Origin of the sequence: Georgenia subflava, from assembly GCF_009193155.1 — a bacterium.
GTDB classification, from domain to species: domain Bacteria; phylum Actinomycetota; class Actinomycetes; order Actinomycetales; family Actinomycetaceae; genus Georgenia; species Georgenia subflava.
Genome location: NZ_VUKD01000001.1, coordinates 818,572 through 843,836 on the forward strand (window position 1 = coordinate 818,572; position 25,265 = coordinate 843,836).

Consider the following 25,265-nt stretch of genomic DNA (forward strand, 5'->3'; position numbering starts at 1 on the left):
CGTGCGGGCGTCGGACGAGGCCGTGCCGACGTGCGCGCACGGCACCGCCGCGCCCACGACGAGGCCCCGTCCGGGTGGGGCGGGGCCTCGTCGGGACTGCGGCCGTCAGGCCGATACGAGTCAGGCGTCCCGGCGGCGCAGGCTGATCGCGCCGGCGGCGAGCGCGGCGACGGCGTAGGCACTGACGACCGCCACCCCCTGCCAGGCCGTGAGTGCCTCGTTGCCGCCGAACGCCCCGCTGATGGTCAGGAAGGACATCGCGGCCGGCAGCGGCATGTAGCCCAGCACGTCCTGGACCCAGTCGAGGTTGATGAACTGCAGGATCATCGGCAGGAGCAGGAGCACGGCGAGGACGACGGTGATCGCCCCGGCGGTGTGTCGCAGGAGCGTGCCGATCCCCAGCGCGAACAGGGCGACGGCGACGAAGAAGAACGCCATGCCGCCGAAGAGCTGCCAGGTGCCCGAGTCGCCCAGCGACGGCACGAGGTCGTAGTCGCTCAGGAACGGCATGGTCACGACGTAGCTGACGGCCAGGCTCACCGCGCTGACGATCACGATGACGACCGACAGCGCCACCGCCTTGGCGGCAAGCACCGGCAGCCGGCTCGGGACGGCAGCGAGGGTCGAACGGATCATCCCCGTGGAGTACTCGCCCGTGACGAGCAGGACGCCGAGGACGGCGACGGTGACCATCCCGAGCTGGTAGCCGCCGGTCACGAACTCGGCGCCGTGCAGCGACAGGTCGCCAGAGCCCTCGACGATGAACTCTGCCGAGGCCGCCTGGGCGAGGGCGAGCAGGCCCATGAGGACGACGGTGATCCCGAGGGTCCACCACGTCGAGCGAAGAGAGAGCAGCTTGATCCGTTCGCCACGCAGCACTCCGCCGAAGCGGAGGTGAGCGTCGACGGCCGAGCCGGCCGTCCGGGCGGGAGTGGTCGGCGCCGCGGCGGACCGTGCCGGCGTCGGGGTGGTTGTGGTGGTCATCTGACGGCCTCCATGGCCTCGTGGGTGGTCTCGGAGCGGTACTCGACGGCGTCCTGGGTGAGGTTCATGTAGGCCTCCTCCAGGCTCGCCCGACGGATCGTGAGCTCGTGGACGGCGATGCCGCGCCGGGCGGCGGCGTTGCCGATCGTCTCGGCGGTCACGCCACGGGCGTCGAACGTGCCGGGCTCGGTCGTGGTGACGGAGGCGCCGGCGGACCGGGCCAGGTCGGCGAGCTCGGCGGCGCGCGGGGAGCGCACGTGCACGGAGGCGTCCTGGACACCGTCGATCACGTCCTGGACCGGTCCGGCGGCGATGATCTTCCCGCGGCCGATCACCAGCAGCTGGTCTGCGGTCTGGGCCATCTCGCTCATGAGGTGCGAGGAGAGGAACACGGTGCGGCCCTCGGCGGCGAGGTGGCGCACGAGTGTGCGCACCCACTTCACGCCCTCGGGGTCGAGACCGTTGACCGGCTCGTCCAGGATGAGCGTGCGCGGGTCGCCGAGCAGGGCCGAGGCGATGCCGAGGCGCTGGCCCATCCCGAGGGAGAACCCCCCGACGCGCTTCTTGGCCACGGCGCCGAGCCCGGTCATCTCGATGACCTCGTCCACGCGCCGGGCGGGAAGGCCGTGCGTGGCGGCCATGGTCCGCAGGTGCGAGCGTGCGCTGCGGCCGGTGTGCACGGCCTTGGCGTCCAGCAGCGCACCGACCTCACGGAGCGGCGACCGGTGCTGCGCGTACGCGCGGCCGTTGACCGTCACGGTGCCCGACGTCGGACGGTCCAGCCCGACGATCATCCGCATCGTCGTGGACTTGCCGGCTCCGTTGGGGCCGAGGAACCCGGTCACCGTGCCGGGCGGGATGGTGAAGCTGATGCCGTCGACGGCGGTCTTGTCGCCGTAACGCTTGGTGAGGTTCTGTGCCTCGATCATGGTCTGCGCCCTCTGTCGTGGTCGGCCGTGCGTCACCGGCACGCTCGCCGTCTTCCGCACCGTTGGTGTCGGGGACCAGTCAATCGACGCGTCGCGTCTGAGGGATCGGGGACCGGCCCTGATCTGCCCCTGAGGTTTCACCCGGGCCGGCGTCAGGGTCCGGCCGCTCTCGACGGCCTCCGGACCGGACGGGAATCGACCTCACCAAAGTTCACCACGCCATTCACCACATGTGGTGAGGACGCATCACCACGCCTCTCCATAGGTTCTGGGCCATCCCGCGGCAACGACCGCGCGCCGACCAGAACGAGGAGAAGGACGATGACCATCACACCCACGGGCCTGACTCGCGCGGCCGGCCTCGCCGCCGTCGCGTCGGGCCTGCTGTACGTCGGGATCCAGTTCATCCACCCCGACGACGACCTGGCGACGGTGACCGGCAGTGCCTGGTTCGTCGTCGCCTGCCTGACGATCGGCATGGCTGTCCTCGGCCTCGCCGGTGTCACCGGGATCTACCTCCGACAGGTCCGGGAGACCGGCGTGCTCGGGCTGGTCGGCTACCTCATGCTCAGCTGCTTCTACCTAGCAGTGGTGGCATTCACGTTCGTCGAGGCGTTCCTCGTCCCGACGCTGGCGACGACGGCACCGGAATTCACGGAGGACTTCCTCGGCATCTTCGGCGGCGTGCCGGCGGACGGCAGCCTCGCCGCCCTCGAGACGCTCAACCCGGTCGTCGGCGGGATCTACCTGCTCGCCGGCGTCGCGTTCGGCATCGCGGTCTTCCGCGCCCGCGTCCTGGAGCGCTGGGCGGGCGTCCTGCTCGCCGTCGGGTCGCTGGCGACGCTCGCCATCCCGATGCTGCCGCACGACGCCGGCCGGTTCGCCGCCGTCCCGACCGGGCTCGCCGTGGCCTGGCTCGGGTACTCGCTCTGGTCAGACCGCCGAGACGCGGGCACGGGTACCCCGTCCGACGTGCGCGGCCGTCGCCTCGACCGCGCCGCCGCCGAGTGAGGACGGGCACCGACATGGACGAGCGACCTGCCGACGTGGCGGTCCGGTCCACCGCCCGCCCCTACACCGCCCCGACGCGCGGCAATGCGCGACGGGCGACCCGCGGCACAGCACAGCGGCCGATCGGCGGCACTGTGCGGCCGCCGACCCGTGGCACAGCGCAGCGGCCCGCCCAAGGGCGACACACGTGGCTCGTGATCACCGGGCTGATCATGCTCAGCCTCATCCCGGTGATCGCCGGGTCCGTCCGCCTGGCCGAGCTCTCGGGCGACCCCGAGGTGACGGCAGCCAACGCACGATTCGTCGCCTCGCCCCTGCCGGTGGTGCTGCACGTGGTCAGCGCGACGCTCTACACGCTCGTGGGCGCGTTCCAGTTCTCCCCGAACATCCGACGACGCTGGCCCAGGTGGCACCGCGGAGCCGGACGGGTGCTGGTCGTGGCAGGGCTCACGGTGGCCGGCTCGGCGCTGTGGATGGCCCAGTTCTATCCACGCATCGAGGGCTCCGGCGACCTGCTGTACCTGTTCCGGATGGCCTTCGCGACGGCGATGGTGGTGAGCATCGTGCTCGCCTTCGTCGCGATCCGACGTCGAGAGATCGCCCGGCACCGGGCCTGGATGACGCGCGCCTACGCCCTCGGGCTTGGCGCCGGGACGCAGGTGTTCACCCTGTGGATCGGCGGTGAGATCTTCGGCCGGACCGAGCTGAGCAACGCCCTGCTCATGGGCACCGCGTGGTCGATCAACCTGGTCGTCGCCGAGTGGGCCATCCGCAGGCGTCCGACCCATCGGCGGCCCGCCCGCAAGCAGCCGGCCCGCGGCGCCCGGTCCGTCGTCGCCACGGGGAGGCAGCACGTGTGAACGATCCAGAGGCGGCACCAAGCGAACCGTGCGAGCACGGCTGGAATGCTTTGACCTGAGCACCCGTCCGTTTGTGCCAAGCTAATCCGCATGGAGAGCGGCGTTCCCCAGCAGCGAGCATGGTTGCTCATGGCTGCGGGCGATAACCGCGGTCACGGAGGCAACTCCGGATATGACGACCAGTTCGACGCCTACTACTCGTGGGACAGCAACGTTCCGAATTTCAAGAACCTCCGTGTCGGCGATCTCATCGCGCTGTGGGACAAGGAGCGTTTACTCGGCGTCTCGGTGATCGAGGAGATCGAGACCTCGCGTGGTCCAAAGCTGCTTCACCGGTGCCCAGCCTGCAACACGACTCGGATCAGCCCACCACGTAAGAAGGTCGTTCCGCCGTATCGGTGCATGAAGTGCCGCCACGAGTTCGCCAGTCCCGTCATCGACGTCGTTGAGGTGGGCCTGTACAGGGCAAGGTACGACGCAGCGTGGACGTCACTCGACGGTCTCCTCGGAGAGAAGGAAATCCGGTCCTTAGCTGTGAACGCTGGCGACATCAACGCGATGCGCCCACTCGACTGGGCCGCCTTACGGAGGTCGCTGATCGCGAAAGGTGCCGGTCGTGCCGTCGAACGCGTGACTGCGCGCGTCGACCTCAGTTGGCAGCCAGTATCCGGCGTGCACGTCGCTCTACCACAGGGATTCACCCAGGCGCTGGTCCGAGTCCGCAGGGGGCAGCGGCAATTCCGTGAGCACCTCCTGGCTACCCAGGGAAGTGCGTGTGCGTTCACTGGGGGCGCACCCGCGCGTGTTTTGGAAGCTGGACATCTTTACAGCTACGCCGAGCTAGGGAGTCACTTCAATCACGGCGGACTAATGCTCCGGCGGGACATTCATCGGCTGTTCGACGATGGGATGCTCGCGGTCGATCCATCGAAGCTCCGGATCGACGTCGCGAACGACCTGGCGAGGTTCCCGCAATATGCTCGGCTCCACGACGAACGACTGACATTGCGACTCCTGGACGAGCAGGTTGAGTGGCTCGGCAAGCACTGGGACGAGCACCGGGGCGCGCACGACCAAGCCAGCATGAGTGCTCGTTCCTAAACGTGGGCTTGCGTCCTTCCCTCAAAGGCTTCGCGCAGCATCCATACACTTCCCGCATGCATGGAGACTCATTGGGCCGGCTCCAGGTGGTCTGCGGGCCGATGTTCGCCGGGAAGTCCGAGGAGTTGCTGCGGCGCGTGCGCCGGGCACAGCTCGCCGGGCTCGCCGTCGAGGTCGTCAACCACGCGCTCGACGAGCGGCACGGCGCCGGTCAGGTGGCCTCGCACTCCGGGCTCAGCGTCTCCTCGCACTCCGTTCCGGACGCGAGCTCGGTGGTGCGGCTCGTCGACGGTCGCCAGCTCGACCTCCTCGCCATCGACGAGGCGCAGTTCTTCGGCAACGACCTGATCCCTGTCGTAGGTGACCTCGTCCTTCGGGGCACGACCGTCGTCGTCGCCGGTCTGTGCGTCACCTTCGACGGCCGCCCGTTCGAGCCGCTCGCCTCGCTCATGGCCCTCGCCGAGGACGTCACCAAGCTGACGGCCGTCTGCGCAGTCTGCGGTCAGGACGCCGCCTTCCACCAGCGTGTCGTCGCCGGTGATGTGGGCGACGCCAGCATTCCGACTGCTGCTCACGTCGGCGGCACCGAGTCCTACCAGGCGCGCTGTCGGCGCCACCTCGAGCTGCGCGACTGATCTCGCACGGCGGGCGCGCGACGAGCGTCCGCCGTCGAGAACGGAGACACTGGGCATGACCGCCGCCTGAGAGGACTCCCCATGTCGCCCACCACGAACCAGCCCGCCCTCGGTGCCCGCGCGAGCCAGGTGCTCGACGTCGACGGCCTGCAGTTCAAGGACCTCAACGGCAATGGCCGCCTCGACCCCTACGAGGACTGGCGGCTGCCCGTCGCCGAGCGCGTTGCCGACCTGCTCCCGCGCATGTCCGTCGAGGACAAGGTGGGCACGATGCTCATCACCTCGCACTACATGGGTGCCTCGAAGATCATCGGCGACCCGGACCAGGGCCTGCTGAACACCCACGAGAAGTGGTCGGACACCAACATGTGGGCGGACGAGTCGTCCTCCACCCACCATTTCGACCCGCCGGTCCTCGACTACGCCGGCTCCGAGAAGGCCATCAAGGAGCTCGGGCTGCGCTACCTGATCATCCGCGACAACCCCACGTCGTTCGACCTCGCCACCTGGGTCAACGCCCTGCAGGAGGTGGCCGAGTCCACCCCGCTCGGCATCCCCGTCGTCATGGTCTCCAACCCTCGCAACCACGTCTCCACAGTCAAGCTCTTCGGCATCGCCGAGGCCGCGGACCAGATGTCGCAGTGGCCCGGCGAGCTCGGCCTCGCCGCCACCCAGGACCCCGGGCTCGTCGAGGAGTTCGGCCGCCTCGCCGGTCGGCAGTGGCGCTCCGCCGGCATCACCAAGGGCTACATGTACATGGCGGACATCGTCACCGAGCCGCGGTGGTCCCGCTCCGACGGCACGTTCGGCGAGAACCCCGAGCTCGCCGCGCAGCTGATCGGTGCCATCACCCGCGGGTTCCAGGGCGAGCAGCTCGGCACCCACTCCGTGTCCATGACCACCAAGCACTTCCCCGGCGGCGGCCCCCGCGACAAGGGCCACGACCCCCACTTCGAGCACGGCCGGTTCCAGCCCTACCCCACCGAGGGCAGCCTCTACCGCTACCACCTGCCGGTGTTCAAGGCCGCGATCGAGGCCGGCACCACCTCGGTCATGCCGTACTACGCGACGACGAACAACGCGATGTCCGCCCCGCAGCTCCGCGGTGGGCGCGAGTTCGAGGAGGTCGGCTTCGCCTACGACAAGTACCTCATCACCGAGGTGCTGCGCGGCGAGCTCGGATTCACCGGCTACGTCAACTCCGACACCGGCATCTCCACCGGCATGCCATGGGGCGTGGAGTCCCTCACCCGCACGGAGCGCTTCGCCAAGGCCATCGACGCCGGCGTCAACGCCTTCGCCGGCGACGGCAACCCCCGGCCGCTGCTCGACGCCGTCTCCCAGGGCCTCGTCACCGAGGCGGACCTCGACCGCAGCGTGGGCTACCTCCTGGCCGAGATGTTCGACCTCGGCCTCTTCGAGAACCCCTACGTCGACCCGGACGAGGCGCAGGTCATCGCCGCGGACGCCGACATCCAGGCCGTCGCCGACGAGGCGCACCGCCGCTCCCTCGTGCTTCTGCGCAACGACCGCGACCTGCTCCCGCTGGTCGGGGGCGGGAACGGGGGCGACGCCGTTGCCGCCTCCGCCGACGACCCCGCCGTGGCGGACGCCGTCGCGGAGGCCGGCAGCGTGCGCCTGTACGTCGAGGTGTTCACCGGCTCCGACCCGCAGGACGAGACCGAGCAGATCGCCGGCGAGGTGGCCGAGGCGCTCGGCGCCGACTCCGGCATCGAGGTCGTCACCACGCTGGAAGGCGCCACGCACGCCCTGGCCTGGGTGCGCCCGGCGATGTCCCTGCTGGCCGACAAGCCCGGCAAGGAGCTCTCGATCGCGCTCGACGCCGCGACCGGCATCGACGCCGACCGTGTCATCGAGATCGAGGAGACGGTTCCCACCATCCTCGCGGTGGGCTTCACCAACCCCTGGCTGCTCGACCAGGTCGGGCCGAAGGCCGCCGCCGTCGTCGGGACGTTCGGCGCCCTCACCGACGCCCTGGTCGACCTGGTGCGCGGCGAGGTCACACCCAGCGGGAAGCTGCCCTACACGATCCCCGCCAGCCGCGAGGCCGTGCTCGCCAAGAACTCGGACATCCCCGGCGCCGAGGAGCCGACCGGGTACGCCTACACCGACGCCACCGGCGCGCAGTACACCTTCGGCTACGGGCTGCAGGACTTCTGAGAGCACCTGCCGGACGGGGCGGTGCGGACCAGGTCCGTGCCGCCCCGTCCGTCGCCCTGGACCCTTGTCCGACCGCACCATTGAAGTTAGTCTCGTTCACATGAAAGCTCCGGACGCGACGACGCGGCCGTACGTGATGCGCGAGCGTGCCCGGTCCGCTGCCGAGACCGCGGAACGGATCCTCGACGCCGTCGTCGAGCTGTTCATCAGCACTCCCTACTCCCTCATCACCCTGGGACGGGTAGCCCGAGGCGCCGGCGTGACGGTCCAGACCGTCATCCGCCGCTTCGGCGACAAGGAGGGACTCGTCGCCGCGGCCGCCGAGCGGGAGGTCGCGGCCGTCGCCGTCCTGCGCGACCAGGCACCCGCCGGAGACCTGCCCGGCATCGTGGCGAACCTCGTCGAGCACTACGAGCGCACGGCACCCATCGCGCTGCGTCTCCTCTCGGAGGAGGACGCCTCCCCCACGATCGGTGCCCTCGCCCGTGCCGGACGCGAGTACCACCGCGCCTGGTGCCTTCGGGTCTTCGGGCCATACCTCTCCGGCCAGACGGGGGTCGACCGCGACCGCCGCCTGGCCCAGCTGGTCGCCGTCTGCGACGTCCACACCTGGAAGCTGCTGCGCCGCGACGCCGGTCTCAGCCGCCGCCAGACCACCATCGCCCTGCTCGAGCTGCTCGAGCCCCTGACCGGGAGGCCGTGATGGCTACCGTTCTCGCCTACACCTCGCCCGCCATCGGGCACCTGTTCCCCACCGTGCCGCTCCTCCTCGAGCTCCGAGACCGCGGCCACGACGTCCACGTGCGGACCCTCGGCGACCACGTCGGGATGCTGCGCGATCTCGGCCTGGCCGCCGAGCCGATCGACCCGCGCGTGGGCCGGGTGCTCCCGTCCGACTTCCGGGCAGGCAACGCCCGGGCAGCCCTCCGGTCCGCCGTGCAGACCTTCACCGAACGGGCCGCGCTCGACGGCCCTGACCTCGACCGCGCCCTGACCGAGGTGGCTCCGGACGCCGTCGTGGTCGACATCAACGCCTGGGGTGCACTGCTCGCCGCCGAGGCGTGGGGCCGGCCGTGGGCCACCTTCAGCCCCTACACACCGCCGATCCGCTCGGCCGGCACGCCGCCGTTCGGGCCCGGCCTGCTGCCGAGCCCCGGCCTGCTCGGCCGCGCACGCGACGCCGTCGTCCGGCCGCTCGTCATCGGGACCACCGAGAAGGCCATGACGCCCCGGATCAACACGCTGCGCGCCGAGCGAGGCCTCGGCCCCATCTCGACGGCGGACGAGTTCTTCCGCCGGGCGCCGGTCATGCTGGTCGCGACGGCCGAGCCGTTCGAGTACGCGCACCCCGACTGGGGCGAGCGGGTGCGGATGATCGGCGCGATGTCGTGGGAACCGCCGGCGGAGCGCCCCGGGTGGCTCGACGAGCTCGAGGGCGACGTCGTCCTGGTGACGACGTCCTCGGAGTACCAGGCCGACGAGGCACTCGTGCGGTCCGCGCTGGAGGGTCTCGCCGACGAGCCGTACACAGTGGTGGCTACGATGCCCGCCCGCGCCAGTGCCAGGACCGCCGTGCCGGCGAACGCCCACGTCGTGGACTTCGTCCCCCACGGCCCGGTGCTGGAGCGTGCCGCCGTGGCGGTCACCCACGGCGGGATGGGCAGCACCCAGAAGGCGCTCGCGCGCGGCGTCCCCGTCTGCGTCGTGCCGTTCGGCAGGGACCAGCTCGAGGTGGCGGCCCGCGTCGTCACCTCCGACAGCGGCACCCGGCTGCCGGCCGCGCGGCTGACGCCGGAGCGCCTGCGAGCGAAGGTCCGGGAGGCGGCCACCAAGACGGCGGGCGCACGGCGCGTGGCCCACGGCTACGCGGCCGCCGGCGGTCCGGCCGCGGGCGCGACGGCGGTGGAGGAGCTGCTCCGGCCCGCCCGGGTTTAGGTCGGTCTGGTCGAGGTCAGGGGTGCGGGTCAGCACGCGGACCAGGCTCGGCCGTTCGCTGCCCACCGGACGTCGGGTCGCGCTACCTTGTGCCTTGAGACTTCGACGAGGAGGTCGCCATGTCTGACAGCTCAGCGCTCAGGACCCCGCGGCACGCCGCGGAGCACCAGGGCACGGCCGGCAAGCCGGTCGTGACGATCTTCGAGTACTACGGCGCGGGGGCCACGCAGGTCGGTCGGCAGGTCGCGGACGCGCTCGGCGTCCCGTTCCACCCCCAGGCGTTCAGCTCGGAGGACATCGAGGGCGGGCCCGAGGCGGCCCTGAAGAACAGCGCCACGCTGGCCACCGTGTTCGCTGCGATGGGCGGCGCGTACGGCGGCTTCGAGGGCCGCGACGTCATCGCCACCCAGCAGCAGAAGCGCGACCTGGTGACGGACAACAACAAGGCGGTGTGGGCGAGCGCGGACGACGGCGGGGTGATCGTCGGACGCAACGCCACGGTGATCCTCGCCGAGCGACCCGCCACGCTGCACGTGCTCCTCACCGGCGCCACCGGGGACCGCGTGGCACGCGCCGCCGAGGAGGCCGGGATCGACGCCGCCCGCGCCACGCAGCGCCAGAAGCGTGAGGACGAGGTCCGGGCCGACATGTCGAAGGTGCTCTACGGGTGGGACCCGCGCCTGCCCGACCGGTACGACATCGTCATCAACACCAGCCGCATCCCGCTCGAGGCGGCGGCCGCCGCCATCGTCAACGCCGTCCGGGCCACCATCCAGTGACCTGTCGAACCACCTGAGCAGCACGTCGAGGGGGCCACACCATGGACAGGACGACTCCGCGCACCGACACCGACGTCGTGGTGCCCCGCAAGCTCACGACGCGGAACTACCTCGCCTACGCCGCCGGGGACGCCGCGAACAACCTCTCGTTCACGATGGCCTCGTTCTTCCTGATCCTGTACTACACGAACGTCGTCGGCGTCGAGGGCGCCGTGATCGGGACGATGTTCCTCATCGTGCGGTTCGTCGACGCGATCACCGACGTCGTCACCGGCCGGCTCGTCGACGCCAAGAAGCCTGGTCGGCTCGGCAAGTTCAAGCCGTTCATCCTGTGGTTCTCGCTGCCGCTGCTGCTGTCGAGCATGGCGATCTACTCCGCCCAGGTGTTCTTCCCGGACATCTCCGGCACCGCCGCGATCGTGTACATGTACGTCACGTACCTGCTGATGGGGTCGATCTTCTACACGCTGGTGAACATCCCGTACGGCTCGATGGCTCCCGCCCTGACGCAGGTGCCGGCCGAGCGCGGAAAGCTCGCCACCTTCCGCAGCTACGGCGCGGCGCTCGCCGTGCTGGCCCTGGCCTTCATCATCTCGCCGCAGATCCAGGGCAACGCGAACGACCCCGACGCGCTCCAGCGGTCCCTGTTCATCACCACGGCCGGCTTCGTCGTCGTCGGTATGGCGCTGTACCTCTTCCTGGTCTTCAACACCCAGGAGCAGGTGGCCCGCCCGACGGCGACGGTGTCGTTCCGCGACAGCCTGAAGACCCTGACGTCGAACAAGCCGCTGCTGTGGCTCTCCGCGGGTGCCGTCCTGTTCCTCACCGGCCTGACCGCCGTCGGCACCCTCGGCACCTACATCGCCATCTACGTCCAGCAGGACGCCGGGTTCATCGCCTGGAACATCCTGGCGCAGACGATCGCGATCTTCGTCGTCGGCCCGCTCATCCCCACCGTGGTCCGAACCATCGGCAAGCGCGCCGGCTACCTGATCTTCGGCGGCGTCAGCCTGGTGGGCGCCGTCGTGCTCGCCTTGGCACCGCTGCCGACGACGCCGCTCTGGGGCCCTGTCGCGTTCTTCCTCATCGGTATCGGCATCAACGGCGTGAACACCCTCATGTGGGCGCTCGAGGCGGACACGGTGGAGTACGGCGAGTGGAAGACCGGCAACCGCACCGAGGGCACCACCTACGCCGTCTTCTCCTTCACGCGGAAGATGGGGCAGGCGCTCGGCGGGTTCGTCGGCGGTTTCGGCCTGACCTGGGCCGGGTTCAGCGCCGCCCGCGCCTCCTCCGGGGAGACGCAGGAGGCGGGGGTGGCGGACAACATCCAGCTGGTCGCGGGCGGGCTGGTCGGCGGGTTCATGCTGCTCTCGCTGCTGGTGATGGCCTTCTACCCGCTCACCGAGGCGAAGTTCCAGGAGATCACCGGCGAGATCGCCGCGCGGCGGGCCGCCGACCGGGAGGCGTGAGGCCCCGAAGGGCCACCCGACGTCAGCGCGAGGCGTCGAGTCACGACCTGCGACGGCGCCCGGACTCCCGTGAGACTGCGGCGGGCCGCCCGACGTCAGCGCAAGACGTCGAGCCACGACCTGCGACAGGTGCGGGGACGCCCGCCCTCGGAGGGCGAACCCACCGCCGCGCAGGACGGGTCAGAGCAGCTTCTCGTACCCCAGCGCCACGAGGTTGTCGTGCGAGGTGACGAGGCAGTCGAACGGGTCGCGGCCGTACTGGTCGTCCTGCTCGATCAGGAGGTACTTCGCGCCGGACTCGAGGGCCTGGTCGATGATCTCGCGCCAGTCGAGGTTGCCCTCGCCGACCTCGCCGAACTGGACCACACCGGTGAAGGCCTGCATGAAGGCCTGGAAGTCGCCGGCCGCGAGCGCGTCGAACGCGGCCGGGTCCATCGCGCCGATGCGGTAGTCCTTCAGGTGCACGAGGTCCACGAGGCCGGCGTACTTCTGCAGGGTGCGCACGGGGTCCTTGCCGCCGCGCTGGACCCAGTGGACGTCGATCTCCAGGCGCATGTTCGGCGCCTCGTCGCGGATGATGTCCAGGATCGAGCGGCCGTCAACCTTCGCGAACTCGAGATGGTGGTTGTGGTAGTACAGCCCGATCCCCTCGTCGGCGAGACGGACGGCCATCTCGTCGGCGGCGTGGCAGAACTCCAGCAGCGCCCCGTGGGAGGCCATGGCCGGGAACGGCATCATGCCGATGCGCAGCATGTCCGCCCGCAGGGTCTTCGCGTCGGCGACGATCTTGTCGAAGTCGGTCGTCAGGGCGTCGTTGCCGGCGCCCTTGGGGGCCTCCATCGCGGCGGAGAGCGCGGCGAAGTCGATGCCGAGCTCCTCCCGGGCGCGGGCCATCTCGGCGACGTTCTCCGCCGTCATCGGGATCTGCGAGACCTCGACGGCGCTGAACCCGATCTCCTTGAGACGGCGCAGCGTCTCGTAGGGGCCGGACTCCTCGACCTTGGACTTGAGCATCATCATCTGGACGCCGATGGTGGCCATTGGTGGGTCTCCTCTTCGAGGGGCGGGACGCCGGCCGGTGCAGGTCGGCGGTTCGTGCGGGTGGGTCAGCCGATCGCGGCCGGCCCGAAGCTCTGGGCGTAGACGTCCTTGAGGATGCGCAGCGACTTCATCGCCTCGCGCGGGCTGATCCAGAAGGGTTCGGCGTCGCCGAGACGGGCGTAGAAGTCACGGATGAGCAGCTCGTGGGAGACACCCCAGTAGGAGCGCCCGCCCGACGGCGCCTGCCGCTCGGCCACCGTCTCGACCCGGCCGTCGGCGTAGGTGATGGTCAGGTCGCCGCGCAGCGACAGCGCCCCGCGCTCGGCGGTGATGTCCAGGGTGACGGGGGCGTTGACGACGTTGCCGAGCGTCCCGAAGAAGACGCTGCGGGCGCCGTCGGCATGGCTCAGGACCACCTCGGCGCTGTCCTCGACCTCGATGACGTCGCCGTAGACGCGGGTGGCGGCGTGCCCGGCGACGCCGGTGACGTCGCCGACGAGCCACTGCAGCAGGTCGAGGGTGTGGATGGCCTGGTTGATGAGCAGCCCGCCGCCCGCGGTCTCCCACCTCCCGCGCCAGGGCTTGGCGCGGTAGTAGTCGGGCGTTCGGGTCCACATGACGGTGGCGGTGGCACCGACGACCTTGCCGAGCTCGCCGGAGTCGAGCACCTCCCGGGCAGCCTGCGACGTCGCGTTGTACCGGTTCTGGAAGCACACACCGATGCGGGCCTCGCCCTCCTCGGCGGCGGCGACGAGACGCTCGGCGTCCTCGAGGGTGTGCGCGAGCGGCTTCTCCGTCAGCACGTTCACCCCGGCGGCCAGGCAGTCCAGCGCCACCGGCACGTGCTGGTCGTGAGGCGTGCAGACGTGGACGACGTCGGGACGCATCTCGGCCAGGAGGGCGCGGTGGTCGGCGAACCCGGGCACGCCGTAGGCCTCGACGGCGGCCGCGAGGACGTCCGGGTCGGTGTCGCACACGGCGACGAGGTCGATGTCGTCGATCGCGGCGATGGCCTCGAAGTGGACGGTGGCGACGTCGCCGCACCCGATGACTGCTGCTGTGGGCATGTCGTGCTCCTTCAGACGCCGACCGGGACGGGGGCCTGCGCGGCCCACTCGTGCGCCGTCCGGTACGCCTCGTAGACGGAGAAGATGCTGGCGCGCTCGATCTCGACGACCAGGTCGCCGTCGAAGCTCGCCGGCAGCGCCCGGAGGACGCCGTTCAGGTCGACGACGCCGCTGCCGGGCTCGGCCCAGACGCGGCAGGTGGCGACGAGCTCGTCGTAGCTCTTGCCCCGGCCGCGGCGGGTGGGCTGGGCGTAGTCGCCGTAGACGTCGCTGAGGTGCACGGCGCCGACCCGCTCGGCGTACCGGGTCACCATGGCCACGGGGTCCATGCCGGCCCACCGCAGGTGGCCGGTGTCCGGACCGAAGCCGATGACGTCCGGACCGAGGGTGTCGAGCACTGCGCGGACCTCCCGCTCGGTCTCGACGAGGCCGCTCACGCGCGGGTGCAGCAGGGGACGCAGCCCCTCCGCCGCGAGGGTGCGCGCGACGGTGCCGATCTCCTCGACGACGCGGTCCAGGCGCGCGGCGTCGAAGTCGGCACCGACGGCGGGCCGGGCCCTGCGGGCGGGCACCGGGTCGGCGAGCAGCATGACCCGGTCGAGACCGAGCTCGGTGTGCTGGGCGGCGGTGCGCCGGGCCCGCTCGAGGACGTGGGCGAGCTCCTCCTCACCGTCGAACGTGGCGGCGAAGATCCCGGTCGCGGGGCTGAGGTCATAGGTGTCGAGCCAGTGGGCGTAGTCGTCCAGCGGCAGCTCCTGCGGGACGTCCGACCGCACCGCGGTGAACCCGATGTCGTGCAGGTCGGCGAACGCCTGCGCCAGCTGCTCCAGCGGCGCGAGGGTGAGCGGCACGTACGCGTAGGCCATCGGGCTGGCGGCCAGGCGTGGTCGGGTGCGCCGCGACGTCGTCGTGCTCATCGGTACTCGATGCCCTCGGCCTTCAACAGGTCGGTGAACGCCTCGAACGCCTCGGTGAAGAGCTCAGGCCCGGAGAACCCGCCGAGGCTGTGGGCCTGCGACAGGTGCGGCTCGAGGGAGAAGAAGCCGTCGAAGCCGTCCTCGCGCAGGGCCCGGATGGTCTCGCGGACCTCGCCGTCGCCGCGCCCAGCGGCGACCACCTCGCCGTCGGCCAGGTGCGCGTCCTTGATCTGGACGTACTCCAGGTACGGGCGGATGTCGGCGAACGCCTCGGTGAAAGGGCGCACCCCCACCTGCACGAAGTTGGCGGCGTCCCAGGCGGCGCGCAGGTGCGGCGAGCCGACGGACTGCAGGATGTCGACGCAGCGGCGCGGGATGTCACCGTAGATCTCCTTCTCGTTCTCGTGCAGCAGCACGACGTCGCCGGCCTCGGCCACCTCGGCGAGCGCGCGCATACGACGCAGCACCTCGTCGCGGTGGTCGTCGGGGTCGTCGCCCTCACGGATGAAGAAGGAGAAGATCCGGATGTACCTCGCGCCGAAGTGGTCGGCGACGTCGACGGCGTGACGGGCGCGCTCGAGGTGGGCGTCGAAGTCCTCGTCGACGAAGATCTTCCCGATCGGGGAGCCGATGCTGGAGACCTTCAGGCCGTGGGAGTCGAGGATCTCCTTGGCGCGGGCCAGCTGGGCGTCGTCGAGGTCGAGGACGTTGGTGCCCCACGCGCTGCGGAACTCCAGGTAGGACAGGCCGAGCTTCGCCACGAGGGAGCACTGCTCCTCGAGGTCGGGAGAGATCTCGTCGGAGAATCCGGAAAGGGTCCACATGGTGGTGCTCCTCGGTGAGCGTGGGCGGTGGGCTGTCCCGCCCTACTCTGCGCGGTCGACGCCACCCGGGCCACCCGTTGCCAGTTGTTGCCACCTCCCGAGGGCCGGCCCGGGTGCGCCGCCTCCGCCGTCAGGAGCGCCGTTGACCTGCGACGACGCCGCCACGCCCGCCGGTGTGCGAAGGGTGCACCGTGACTGGCGCGCGGCCGTTGCCTTGGCAACTTGTGGCAACTCGTGGTCGGTTGCCACGGCCGAGGCACACAGTTGGCGACGCAACGGTGCCGACCGCGCCGACTCAGGCGCTGACGACAAGGAATCCCTTCCATGACCGCAACACAGGCCCCCGCGGCTCCGGCCGCCGCGCCGCCGAAGAAGCTCGGCCTCGGCGCGTACCTCGGCTACGCAGCCGGTGACGCCGGGAACAACCTCGCCTTCACCATGGCGTCGATGTTCCTGCTCCTCTACTACACCGACGTCGTCGGCATCCCCGCCGCCTACGCCGCGCCGATCTTCCTGATCGTGCGGATCTGGGACGGCATCGGCGACGTCATCGTCGGTCGCTGGGTCGACCGGACGAGCACCCGGTGGGGCAAGTTCCGACCCTGGATCCTGTGGTCCTCGTTGCCGCTGCTGCTCTCGAGCGTGTGGGTCTTCAGCCTCCCGCAGGCCGACAGCCTCACCATGAAGCTGTTCTGGGCGTACCTGTCCTACGGCGTCCTGGCGATGCTGTACTCGATGGTCAACATCCCCTACGGCTCCCTCGCCGCGGCGATGACCCAGGTCCCCACCGAGCGCGCCAAGCTCGCCACCTTCCGCTCCGTCGGCGCCGCGGCGACCGGCCTCGTGCTGGCCCTCGTCGTCGCCCCGCAGGTCCAGCGGTGGAGCTCGACAAGCCTCTACGAGGCCAAGGTCGAGGCGCTGGGCGGCGAGGCCGCGGCCACCCAGGCCCAGCTCGACGCCGCCAAGGCCGCCGCGGTGGCCGAGGCCTCGACCGGTCTGCAGGGTGCGCTGACCACGATCACGCTCATCTTCGTCTTCGTCGGCATGGCGCTGTACCTGACCACCTTCTTCACCGCCAAGGAGCAGGTCGCCCGCCCTGCCCAGGACAAGGCCACCCTGCGCGAGGCCGTCGACACGCTGCGCAAGAACAAGCCGCTCATCTGGCTGTGCGTCGGCTCGCTGCTCTTCCTCACCTCGTTCATCGCCTTCAGCACCATGGGGATCTACTACGCCCGCGACGTGCTCGGCAACGGCAGCCTCTTCGCGGTCTTCACGATCGTGCAGACCGGCGCGATCTTCGTGCTCGCCCCCTTCATCGCCAAGATCGTGGGACGGTTCGGCAAGCGCACGGGCTACCTCGGCGGCGCCGTCGCCTTCATCGTCGGCGCCCTGCTGCTGTTCGTCACCCCGGCCTCCGCGCCGTGGATGGCCGTCGTCGGCTACTTCCTCGTCGGCGTCGGGCTCGGCCTGGTCAACACGCTCATGTGGGCCATGGAGGCCGACACCATCGAGTACGGCGAGTGGAAGACCGGTCGCCGCACCGAGGGCACCACGTACGCCGTGTTCTCCTTCATCCGCAAGCTCGGCCAGGCGTTCGGCGGCGCCGGCGCGGCCGGCATCATCGGCTTCACCGGCTACGTCGGCACCGCCGCGATCCAGACCGACGAGGCCCTGCAGGGCATCCGGGTGGCCACCGGCCTGGTGCCGGCCGCGCTCGCGCTGCTCACCCTCGTCGTGATGTGGAAGTACCCGCTCACCGACAAGCGCTTCAAGGAGATCACCGCGGAGACCGAGGCTCGCAAGGCGGCCGAGGCCGCCGACGCGGCACACTGACAGCATCTCGACGACACGCGACGCCCGGGCCACGAACCGGCCGGGGCCCGGCCCGAACGGGACCAGGCCGACATGGCCGGCCCGGGGCTCACAAGCCATCCACAGGCACGATCGAACGGAGAGGTCACCATGACGAAGAAGGTCAGGCTCGGGATCATCGGGCTCGGAGCGCAGGGCGGGATGTACGCCAAGCTGATCAAGGACGGTCAGGTCCCGAACATGGAGATCGGGGCGATCGTGGACCCCGACCCGGCCAAGCGGGACAAGGCCGCGGCGGAGTACCCCGGTGTCCCGGTCTACGAGGACTACGCCACGGTGCTGGCCTCCGGCGACGTCGACGCGGTCGTGACGTGCGTGCCGCACTACCTCCACCCGCAGATGGGCATCGACGCGCTCGCCGCGGGGATCCACGCCCTGGTGGAGAAGCCCGCCGGGGTCTACACCGCCCAGGTCAAGGAGCTCAACGCGTTCGCCGCGACCAAGCCCGAGCTCACGTTCGGGATCATGTTCAACCAGCGCAACAACCCGCTGTACCGCAAGATCAAGGAGATCGTCGACGCCGGCGAGATCGGGGCGATCCGGCGCACGAACTGGATCATCACCACGTGGTGGCGTCCGCAGGGCTACTACGACCAGTCCGCCTGGCGCGCGACCTGGGGCGGTGAGGGTGGCGGGGTGCTGGTCAACCAGGCCCCGCACCAGCTGGACCTGTGGCAGTGGATCTGCGGGGTCCCGAAGTCGGTGTACGCCAAGGTGGCCTACGGGTTCCGCCGGGACATCGCCGTCGAGGACGAGGTCACAGCGGTGGTCGACTACGGCGACGGCGCGACCGGCACGTTCGTCACCGCAGTGCACGACCTGGTCGGCACCGACCGGTTCGAGATCCTCGGCGACAAGGGCAAGATCGTCGTCGACGGCTCCAAGACCGCCACCGTCACCCGCCTCGTCAAGGACGAGACCGAGCTGTCGGCGTCCATGGACATGGAGGACGTGATGAAGCTGTTCATGGGGCAGGCGAACACCGAAGACCTCTACACGACCGAGACGATCGAGTTCGAGTCCGCCTGGGGCGGGCAGCACGCGGGCGTGCTGGAGAACTTCGCCGCGAACATCCTCGACGGCACCCCGCTGCTCGCGCCCGGGTCCGACGGCATCAACGGCGTGCGCCTGGCCAACGCCATCCACCTGTCGTCCTGGACCGGGCAGGAGGTCCCGCTCGACCTCGACGAGGACCTCTACCTCACCGAGCTCAACAAGCGCATCCGCGAGGAGGGCAAGTTCCCGGAGCGACAGAAGGCCTGACACGACCGCCGCCTCCGGCGCGCGGTGCGCACCTGGCCTTCCGGCGCGACTCGCGCCAAGCCCTCCGGCGTGACGCGCACGAGGTCGCTGAACTGGTCGTCATTGCGACCACATCAGCGACCTCGTCGTGATCTCGGCGCTCGGGGACGTCATCGATCGCGCGGACGGAGGCGGACGTTCGGCAGGTCCGGGGCCGGCAGGTCGGGACCGTCGTAGCCGGTGACCCGGCCGAACCGGGCGACACCCTCGGCGTCGCCGGCGATCGCGGCCTGCCACAGCCGCCGGGCCTCGACGACCTCGTCGTGGGTGCGGCCGACGAAGTTCCACCACATGAGGATCTGCTCGCCGAACGGGGTGCCACCGAAGAGGACCGCCCGCACCGGGTGCTCGCCGGCGACCAGGACGATCTCCTCCCGACCCGGGGCGAGGTAGGCGAGCCAGGAGGCGGGCACCTCGGTGCCCGCCGCGGTGAGGTCGCCGTCGTCGACGAGGATCCCGTGCTCGAACGCCGGGTCGACGGGCAGGTGCACGGTGGCGCCGGCGGGGATGTCGACCTGGGCGGCGACGAGCGGGGAGTAGGCGCGCGCCGGCGAGGTGACCCCGGCAAGGGTGCCCATGAAGACCTGGACGGTGGCGGCGTCGAGCTCGACCGTAGGGACCTCGGCGACGTGCTCGAAGTCGCGCTCCCCCTGCCGGTCGGCGTCCGGCATGGCGGTCCACAGCTGCACCCCGGCGATCCGTCCCTGTCCGGGGAACCTCTTGAGGGTGCCTTCCTCGGAGTGGCAGATCCCGTGCCCCGCCGTCATGAGGTTGAGCTGTCCGGGCTCGATCGTCTGCACCGAGCCGAGCGCGTCCTGGTGCAGGACCTTGCCCTCGAACAGCCAGGTCACCGTCTGCAGCCCGGTGTGCGGGTGCGGGGCCACGTCCATCCCGCCGGTGACCGAGATGTCGTCCGGGCCGTAGTGGTCGGCGAAGCAGAACGGGCCGATGAGCGAACGGGCTCTCGTGGGGAGCGTGCGACGCACCGTCATCGCCCTCGGGCCGCCGAGCGGGACCTCGCGTGGCTCGACCAGCTCGACGGCGGACGTGCCGGGGCCGGTGGTGCACACGTGCTCCTGCGGCCGGGTCTCGAGGTTCGTCATCTTCTCAGCGTAGGCAACCGACGCCGTTCCCGACGGCCGGGCAGGCACGCAGCGGCGCAGACCCGAGCGTGCAGCTCACTCGCCGAGGAACACGGCAGCATTGCTGGAGGCCGCACGGGAAACAGCAGCAGCGCCGCGGTGACCGAGCAGACCGAGCGGATCGTCCGTCCCCATCGGGAAGGGCCAATCGCTCCCGACGAGGAGGTGTTCCTCACCGACGATCTCAGCCGCGAGATCGACGACCCGGGGATCGTGGGCAAGGCAGTCAACCCAGAGCCGAGCCGCCTCCCTCCGCAGATCCGCTCCTTCACGCCCGACTCCGGGCCGGCGGGCGTCCACACCACGTTGGTAGCGCCCAAGCACCGCAGGCAGCACGCCCCCGCAGTGGACCAGGGCGATTCGGAGCTCGGGATAACGGTCGAGCACACCGCCGAGGAGCAGCTCGGCAGCGGCCAACCCCGACTCGACCGGGTTACCCAGCAGATTACCGAGGTAGAACTGCGTCAGGCGCTGGTCCGGGGAGGCGCCTGGATGCAGCACGACGGGCGCATCGAGGTCGACGATGCGGCGCCATACCTGATCCAGGCGCCGGTCGGCCAGGCTGACAGACCCTCCGCCGGCCGCGGCGGTGAAGCCTGCACACCCTGCCCCCACTCGGTCGATCTCCGCGAGGGCGAGCTCGGGATGCTCGAAGGGCAGGTAGACCAGTGGAACCAGGGCTGGATGACTCTCGGTGGAGGCGGCGAGAGCGTCGTTCACTGCCGGGACCCAGCGCGCGGCATCGGCGAATTCCAGACCCTGCCGGTAGAGCGGTGGCGGGATCGACACAAGGGCGCGCTCCAGTCCAACGCGCTCCAGCCATGCGACCAGGCTGGCCGGCTCGTAGATCTCCTCCGGACCGATGACATGATCCCCCACCGCCACCCGCCCGCCGACGTCCCGCAGCCCGGAAGCAGCGAGGACGTCGGCGGGGAGCACCGGGATCAGGTGGGTGTGGATGTCCGTCGCGGTCATCCCACCACCACGTACTCGGACAGCGAGGACGCGGTCACGGTGTTGCGCAGCTCGCCCAGACCCTCGACACGTGTGACGAGTACGTCTCCACCGTTCATGAAGACCTGCGGCTCACGGGCGTTACCGATGCCGCTCGGCGTCCCGGTCAGGATGACGTCTCCCGGCAGCAGGGTCATGCCCCAGCTCAGCTCGGCGATGATCTGCTCAACGGCGAACGCCATCTGGCGCGTGCTCGCTGACTGCAGCTCCCTACCGTTGAGCTCGAGCGTGATGCGCAGGTCGGCGACGTCCACCTCGTCGGGCGTGGTGAGCCACGGACCGAGCGGCATTGTCGAGTCGAGACTCTTGCCCTTGAGCCACTGACCGCCGTGGGCCCGCTGGAGGTCACGTTGAGAGACGTCGTTGGCCACCAGCACTGCGCCGACGTGATCCATCGCCCGCTCAGGGGGAATTGACCGCCCGCCTCGACCGATCACGACGGCGACCTCCGCCTCGTAGTCCCACTTCCCGGAGACCTGCGGGTCCCAGGCGATCGGGTCGTGTGGTCCGGTGGCGCTGAGTGGGCCCTTGGTGAAGAAGGTCGGATGCGCCGGCCGTTCGACGGGATCCTGCCCCTCGCGCTTGCCCTTCGACTCCTCGAAGTGATCCCAGTAGTTCCACCCGGTGCACAAGATGTCACGGTTGAAGCGGGTCAGCGGTACGAGCAGATCAAGCTCGTCGATCGGCAGCCGCTCAGAGCTGCCTGCCGCAGAGGCGGCGGCCTCCCGGGCCGCCGCCTCGCGAACGATGTCGTCGGGGGTGGGGGCGCCCGCCGGAAGCACGAGCGCCTCCTCCCCCTCGATCAGGAACGTGCGCCGTTCTCCGCCGTGACGGGTAGCTCCGTAGCGCATCAGGACGCCTGGGGCAGAACGGCGATGGCGTTGATCTCGATGAGGTAGTCCTTGTTCACGAACTTCGAGACCTCAACCATCGTCGAGGCAGGTGCGACGCCGGTGAAGTACTGGGTACGCACGGCGTGGATAGCCTTGAAGTCCTCCATGTTCCGGACGTAGACGTCCACCCGGACGATGTCGTCCATCGTGCCACCCGCAGCCTCGACGGCGCCCTGCAGGTTCTGGCACACCTGGTGGGTCTGCGCGGAGACGTCTCCGACGCCTGTGACTCCGCCGGTGGCGTTGCGGGCGGTCATCCCGGAGATGAAGACCATCGTGCCCTCGGCCTTGATCGCCGTCGCCTGGGAGAAGTGCCCGTTCGGGACGGCCAGCTTCTCGCTACGAACCTCTGTCTTGCTCAAGGTGTCTTTCCTTTCAGTACCCCGTCGGGGTCGTCGGTGCCCGTAAGTGGGCGTCGGTGTTGCCCTCAGCGGGCGTCGGCCGGGTCTGTGTACCAGCTCGGCTGGGTCGGGTAGTGCGGGCCGTCGTAGACCTCGAGCAGCACGGTCTCCTCCTCGGCGAGGGTCGGTCCGTGCATGCTCCCCCGTGGGTTCCAGTAGAAGGATCCCGGGGTGAGGGTGAAGTCGGTCGGCACATAGGTGTACTTGCCGGACAGGCAGAACATGAACTGGTTCGAGGCATGGGAGTGTCGGCTGGGGATGCCTGAGCCCTTCTCAAATCTCACCAGCGTGATCGAGGCGCCGGTGTCCTCGTTGCGCCACAGCGTCTTGTGGCTCAGGCCGGCGAGAGTCTTGTCGACCCACTCCAGGTCACCCGTGTGCACAAGTACTTCACGGAAGCGGAAGGAGGCTTCACCGTCAAGGACTGGGCCGGCCTGCTCACGGGAACGGTCGGGGGCCTCTCCCTCGTACCGGGCGGGCTCGGAGAGGTTCTCGGCCCACTCGTGTGCGTCGACGGCCTCCGGTCTGGGCGGCGTCGGGACGAGCGGGAGCGCGGATACGCCCGTGTCGGTCATGAGATCTCCTTCGAGGTGGTGCTGCCGTGGTGAGCCAGGTAGTCCAGTGCGACGATGAAGTAGGTTCGGTCGCCGTCGGTGTCGTTGACGAGCTCTCGTGCCCCGCCCTCGTGGAAGCTGACCGAAGCGGCCAGGGCCTCTCCCTCGAGCTCGGCGTCGAGCTCGGCAAGGACGTGCGGCGAGTCGTCGAGCTCAAGGGTGCGTTGAGTCCCGGCCGGAACGAGCAACGTCCACACCCTGACGTACTCGGTGCCGATGACCGGGACGCGGCCGTCGTCCGGTACCGGCAGGTCCGGAGCGTCCCCGGCGACACTGCGAGCACCTGGCCCTACGTCCAGGACTCCCGCCTCCCGGGTCTCGCCGAGGTCCTTCAGCTCGATGAGTCGGTTGCGGTAACGGGTTCCGCCAGTGTTCGTGAGCCGGTGGATCGGCGAGACAGGACGGAATACGACGCCACCGGGGTACTCGGAGACGTGGCGCGGTTCGCTGCCGTCGAGCCAGTCCATCCGCCCGGAGGATCCGGCGACCGACAGCACGACGTACGGATTGTGGTGCTGGTGCCACGGATGAGTGCCGCCCGCAGGCAGAACGACGTCCCACACCCGCACCGGCCCGTTGTCGAAGATCACGCTTGTCCCGACGCCGACGAGGGTGATCTCGGTACCGTCCGGAGCGGTGACGACATGGTTCATGAGTGGACCTCCTGAAGTCGCTGAGATTCGCTGGTAGTGGCCTGGCTGCCCGGGTGGACGATCCGGTCGTAGATCTGCTCAGCCACGTCGGAGCCGCTGCTCCAGGCCGCGATCGCGGCGATGTGGGCGTCCGGTCGGAGGAGGACGACGGTGCCCTCTCCCACGCCCAGGCGCTTGCGCAGCCGGTCGCCCGGATCGAAACATGCCCGGTCCCGGAGCCCAGAGTCGTGCGGCGCATCCCACCGGCTGACCAGCAGGTGAGTCAGGCCGGGTGTGCCCCCGACGGGTAGCGTGGGTCGGCGCCGGGCGTCGGCGAAATGGAGGGCGACGAAGCTGTCACCCGCGAGCCGGTGCAGGTGCGTCTCATCGCCGTCGATCCCGTAGACGGCCACGTCCGGCATCCGGTCGCCCACGCGCACGGCCTGGGGCTCACCTTCCTTGACCATCGACCAGTCACCCGTGCCGTCCACGTCGAGCGAGACGCCGAGGAGCGACCGGGTCATTGCCCAGCCCCAGCCCGAAGTGCTCTCCCGCTCAGCACCGTCGGCGCCACCCATGGCGAGCCTGGCGTTCTCGGCCATCTGCCCCGAGCCCTTGATCGCCACGCTCGACTGCTCGGCCTCATAGCCACCCAGCAGGGCCGGGTCCGCCCATCCGCGCAACACCCAGGCGAGGCGCCAGGGCAGGTTCGAGGCGTCCAGCACGCCGGTGTTGAGGCCGAGCGCCCACATGGGGGTGATGAGGTGCGCCGCATCACCCATGAGGAAGACACGGCCCTCGCTCCACCGGTTCGCGACGCGCTGGTGCACGGTGTACACGTTTGTACCGAGCACCTCGACGTCGTCGACATCGCCGATGAATCGCAGTGCCTTGTCCCGGAGCTCCTCGGGCCCCGGCTCGACCGCGCCGGGCGCCAGCGGGAAGAGGAATCGCCAGCAGTGCGGTTGACGCACCAGGATCATCCATTCCTCAGGGTCGGCGAAGTAGGCGAGGTAGGGGTAGTCGCGCGGGTTGTCGACGTCGAGGTCGACCTTCAGGTCGACAAGCATGTACCGGTCCTCGAGCGTCTTGCCCTCGACCGTGATGCCGAGACCCTCGCGGATGCTCGACCGGCCGCCGTCGCAAGCCAGGACGTACCTGGCGTCGAGTTCGCGGGTCCCGTGCTCGTCGGTCACGGTGAGGGTGACCCGGTCGGGGTGCTGGACCAGCCCGGTAACCCTGGTCCGTAGCCGCAGCGCCTGCGGGTCCCTGTCGCGCAGAACCTCTTCGAGTACGCGTTCGAGACTGTTCTGAGGGATGTTGAGCACGAACGGGTACCTGGTTTCGCCGGCAAGGACGTCCATCTTCACGCTAGGTGCGGCGGTGTTCGTGGCTCGGTTCACCTCGCCGATCTCGTCCATTCGCAGAGCGGCGCGCAGCACCGGCACGGCGGCGCCATAGCGGTCAAGAACCTCGATGGTGCGGGTGAGGACCGTGCCGGCCTTCGTGTCCAGCGAGAGCTGGTCGTCCTCTTCGAGGACGGTGACCGGCACGCCGTAGTGCTTCAGGCCGAGCGCGGTGATCAGGCCGATCGGTCCCGCACCGACGACAACCACGGGCAGGGTGTCGTCGACCGGTGCAGCAAGGGTGGGCGTCATG

The 25,265-nt window shown here is 70.0% G+C and carries 24 protein-coding genes; 11 read left to right on the forward strand and 13 right to left on the reverse strand.

Translation table 11 applies throughout. The features are described 5' to 3' along the window. Window positions 1–120 precede the first annotated feature (120 nt). Window positions 121–984: an ABC transporter permease subunit gene (locus GD748_RS03765; RefSeq protein ID WP_152193827.1), complete on the reverse strand. Its 864-nt coding sequence runs from the start codon at window positions 982–984 to the stop codon at window positions 121–123. Continuing rightward, window positions 981–1,913: an ABC transporter ATP-binding protein gene (locus GD748_RS03770; protein ID WP_152193828.1), complete on the reverse strand. Its 933-nt coding sequence runs from the start codon at window positions 1,911–1,913 to the stop codon at window positions 981–983. The genes GD748_RS03765 and GD748_RS03770 overlap by 4 nt, the downstream gene beginning before the upstream one ends. Before the next feature lie 321 nt (window positions 1,914–2,234). On the opposite strand from GD748_RS03770, the gene GD748_RS03775 reads away from it, so the two are divergent. The 9 genes from GD748_RS03775 to GD748_RS03815 all read left to right on the forward strand — a co-directional run bounded on the left by GD748_RS03775 (window position 2,235) and on the right by GD748_RS03815 (window position 11,887). Next, window positions 2,235–2,924 carry a hypothetical protein gene (locus GD748_RS03775; RefSeq protein ID WP_193312799.1) on the forward strand — a complete coding sequence of 230 codons (690 nt, stop codon included), beginning with the start codon at window positions 2,235–2,237 and terminating at the stop codon, window positions 2,922–2,924. Window positions 2,925–3,136: 212 nt separating this feature from the next. Beyond that, window positions 3,137–3,784 carry a DUF2306 domain-containing protein gene (locus GD748_RS03780; protein WP_152194363.1) on the forward strand — a complete coding sequence of 216 codons (648 nt, stop codon included), beginning with the start codon at window positions 3,137–3,139 and terminating at the stop codon, window positions 3,782–3,784. 90 nt (window positions 3,785–3,874) lie between these two features. Next, window positions 3,875–4,885, forward strand: coding sequence for an HNH endonuclease signature motif containing protein (locus GD748_RS03785; protein WP_152193829.1), 1,011 nt, complete (start codon window positions 3,875–3,877; stop codon window positions 4,883–4,885). A 56-nt stretch (window positions 4,886–4,941) separates the two neighbouring features. Further along, window positions 4,942–5,520: a thymidine kinase gene (locus tag GD748_RS03790; RefSeq protein ID WP_152193830.1), complete on the forward strand. Its 579-nt coding sequence runs from the start codon at window positions 4,942–4,944 to the stop codon at window positions 5,518–5,520. An 81-nt stretch (window positions 5,521–5,601) separates the two neighbouring features. After that, window positions 5,602–7,701, forward strand: coding sequence for a glycoside hydrolase family 3 protein (locus GD748_RS03795; protein WP_152193831.1), 2,100 nt, complete (start codon window positions 5,602–5,604; stop codon window positions 7,699–7,701). A gap of 100 nt (window positions 7,702–7,801) precedes the next feature. Continuing rightward, entirely contained in the window at window positions 7,802–8,404 is a 603-nt protein-coding gene (locus tag GD748_RS03800) for a TetR/AcrR family transcriptional regulator (protein ID WP_152193832.1), read from the forward strand. Further along, the gene (locus tag GD748_RS03805) at window positions 8,404–9,636 is read left to right on the forward strand and encodes a glycosyltransferase (protein ID WP_152193833.1); all 1,233 of its coding nucleotides are present in this window, start codon (window positions 8,404–8,406) and stop codon (window positions 9,634–9,636) included. The genes GD748_RS03800 and GD748_RS03805 overlap by 1 nt, the downstream gene beginning before the upstream one ends. A 119-nt stretch (window positions 9,637–9,755) precedes the next feature. Further along, a complete protein-coding gene (locus GD748_RS03810) occupies window positions 9,756–10,415 on the forward strand; it encodes a cytidylate kinase-like family protein (RefSeq protein WP_152193834.1) in 660 nt (219 codons plus the stop codon). Between the two features lie 41 nt (window positions 10,416–10,456). Beyond that, the gene (locus tag GD748_RS03815; protein ID WP_152193835.1) at window positions 10,457–11,887 is read left to right on the forward strand and encodes a glycoside-pentoside-hexuronide (GPH):cation symporter; all 1,431 of its coding nucleotides are present in this window, start codon (window positions 10,457–10,459) and stop codon (window positions 11,885–11,887) included. Window positions 11,888–12,067: 180 nt separating this feature from the next. On the opposite strand, the gene GD748_RS03820 is transcribed toward GD748_RS03815, so the two are convergent. The 4 genes from GD748_RS03820 to GD748_RS03835 form a co-directional block, all read right to left on the reverse strand. Beyond that, window positions 12,068–12,928, reverse strand: a complete 861-nt coding sequence (locus GD748_RS03820) for a sugar phosphate isomerase/epimerase family protein (protein ID WP_193312801.1) — start codon at window positions 12,926–12,928, stop codon at window positions 12,068–12,070. Window positions 12,929–12,993: 65 nt separating this feature from the next. Further along, a complete protein-coding gene (locus tag GD748_RS03825) occupies window positions 12,994–13,995 on the reverse strand; it encodes a Gfo/Idh/MocA family protein (RefSeq protein WP_152193836.1) in 1,002 nt (333 codons plus the stop codon). A gap of 11 nt (window positions 13,996–14,006) precedes the next feature. Further along, window positions 14,007–14,912 (reverse strand): sugar phosphate isomerase/epimerase family protein, encoded by a 906-nt coding sequence (locus GD748_RS03830; RefSeq protein WP_152193837.1) that lies wholly within the window; start codon window positions 14,910–14,912, stop codon window positions 14,007–14,009. Beyond that, complete coding sequence (locus GD748_RS03835; protein ID WP_152193838.1) at window positions 14,909–15,736, reverse strand: sugar phosphate isomerase/epimerase family protein; 828 nt, start codon at window positions 15,734–15,736, stop codon at window positions 14,909–14,911. Before GD748_RS03835 ends, GD748_RS03830 begins: the two co-directional genes overlap by 4 nt. Before the next feature lie 324 nt (window positions 15,737–16,060). Here GD748_RS03835 and GD748_RS03840 point away from each other — a divergent pair, with 324 nt between their 5' ends. Both GD748_RS03840 and GD748_RS03845 read left to right on the forward strand, forming a co-directional pair. After that, complete coding sequence (locus GD748_RS03840; RefSeq protein ID WP_152193839.1) at window positions 16,061–17,569, forward strand: glycoside-pentoside-hexuronide (GPH):cation symporter; 1,509 nt, start codon at window positions 16,061–16,063, stop codon at window positions 17,567–17,569. Between the two features lie 129 nt (window positions 17,570–17,698). After that, window positions 17,699–18,871 (forward strand): Gfo/Idh/MocA family protein, encoded by a 1,173-nt coding sequence (locus tag GD748_RS03845; protein ID WP_152193840.1) that lies wholly within the window; start codon window positions 17,699–17,701, stop codon window positions 18,869–18,871. Between the two features lie 149 nt (window positions 18,872–19,020). Here GD748_RS03845 and GD748_RS03850 read toward each other — a convergent pair whose 3' ends face one another. The 7 genes from GD748_RS03850 to GD748_RS03880 form a co-directional block, all read right to left on the reverse strand. After that, complete coding sequence (locus GD748_RS03850; RefSeq protein ID WP_152193841.1) at window positions 19,021–20,013, reverse strand: pirin family protein; 993 nt, start codon at window positions 20,011–20,013, stop codon at window positions 19,021–19,023. Window positions 20,014–20,088: 75 nt separating this feature from the next. Further along, window positions 20,089–21,027, reverse strand: a complete 939-nt coding sequence (locus GD748_RS03855) for an amidohydrolase family protein (protein ID WP_152193842.1) — start codon at window positions 21,025–21,027, stop codon at window positions 20,089–20,091. Further along, window positions 21,024–21,917 (reverse strand): fumarylacetoacetate hydrolase family protein, encoded by an 894-nt coding sequence (locus tag GD748_RS03860; RefSeq protein ID WP_152193843.1) that lies wholly within the window; start codon window positions 21,915–21,917, stop codon window positions 21,024–21,026. The genes GD748_RS03855 and GD748_RS03860 overlap by 4 nt, the downstream gene beginning before the upstream one ends. Beyond that, window positions 21,917–22,321 (reverse strand): RidA family protein, encoded by a 405-nt coding sequence (locus GD748_RS03865; RefSeq protein ID WP_152193844.1) that lies wholly within the window; start codon window positions 22,319–22,321, stop codon window positions 21,917–21,919. Before GD748_RS03865 ends, GD748_RS03860 begins: the two co-directional genes overlap by 1 nt. Before the next feature lie 65 nt (window positions 22,322–22,386). Continuing rightward, window positions 22,387–22,935: a cupin domain-containing protein gene (locus GD748_RS03870; protein ID WP_152193845.1), complete on the reverse strand. Its 549-nt coding sequence runs from the start codon at window positions 22,933–22,935 to the stop codon at window positions 22,387–22,389. Beyond that, a complete protein-coding gene (locus GD748_RS19400) occupies window positions 22,932–23,627 on the reverse strand; it encodes a cupin domain-containing protein (RefSeq protein ID WP_193312802.1) in 696 nt (231 codons plus the stop codon). Before GD748_RS19400 ends, GD748_RS03870 begins: the two co-directional genes overlap by 4 nt. Next, a complete protein-coding gene (locus GD748_RS03880) occupies window positions 23,624–25,264 on the reverse strand; it encodes an FAD-dependent monooxygenase (RefSeq protein WP_152193846.1) in 1,641 nt (546 codons plus the stop codon). Before GD748_RS03880 ends, GD748_RS19400 begins: the two co-directional genes overlap by 4 nt. Window position 25,265: the final 1 nt, after the last annotated feature.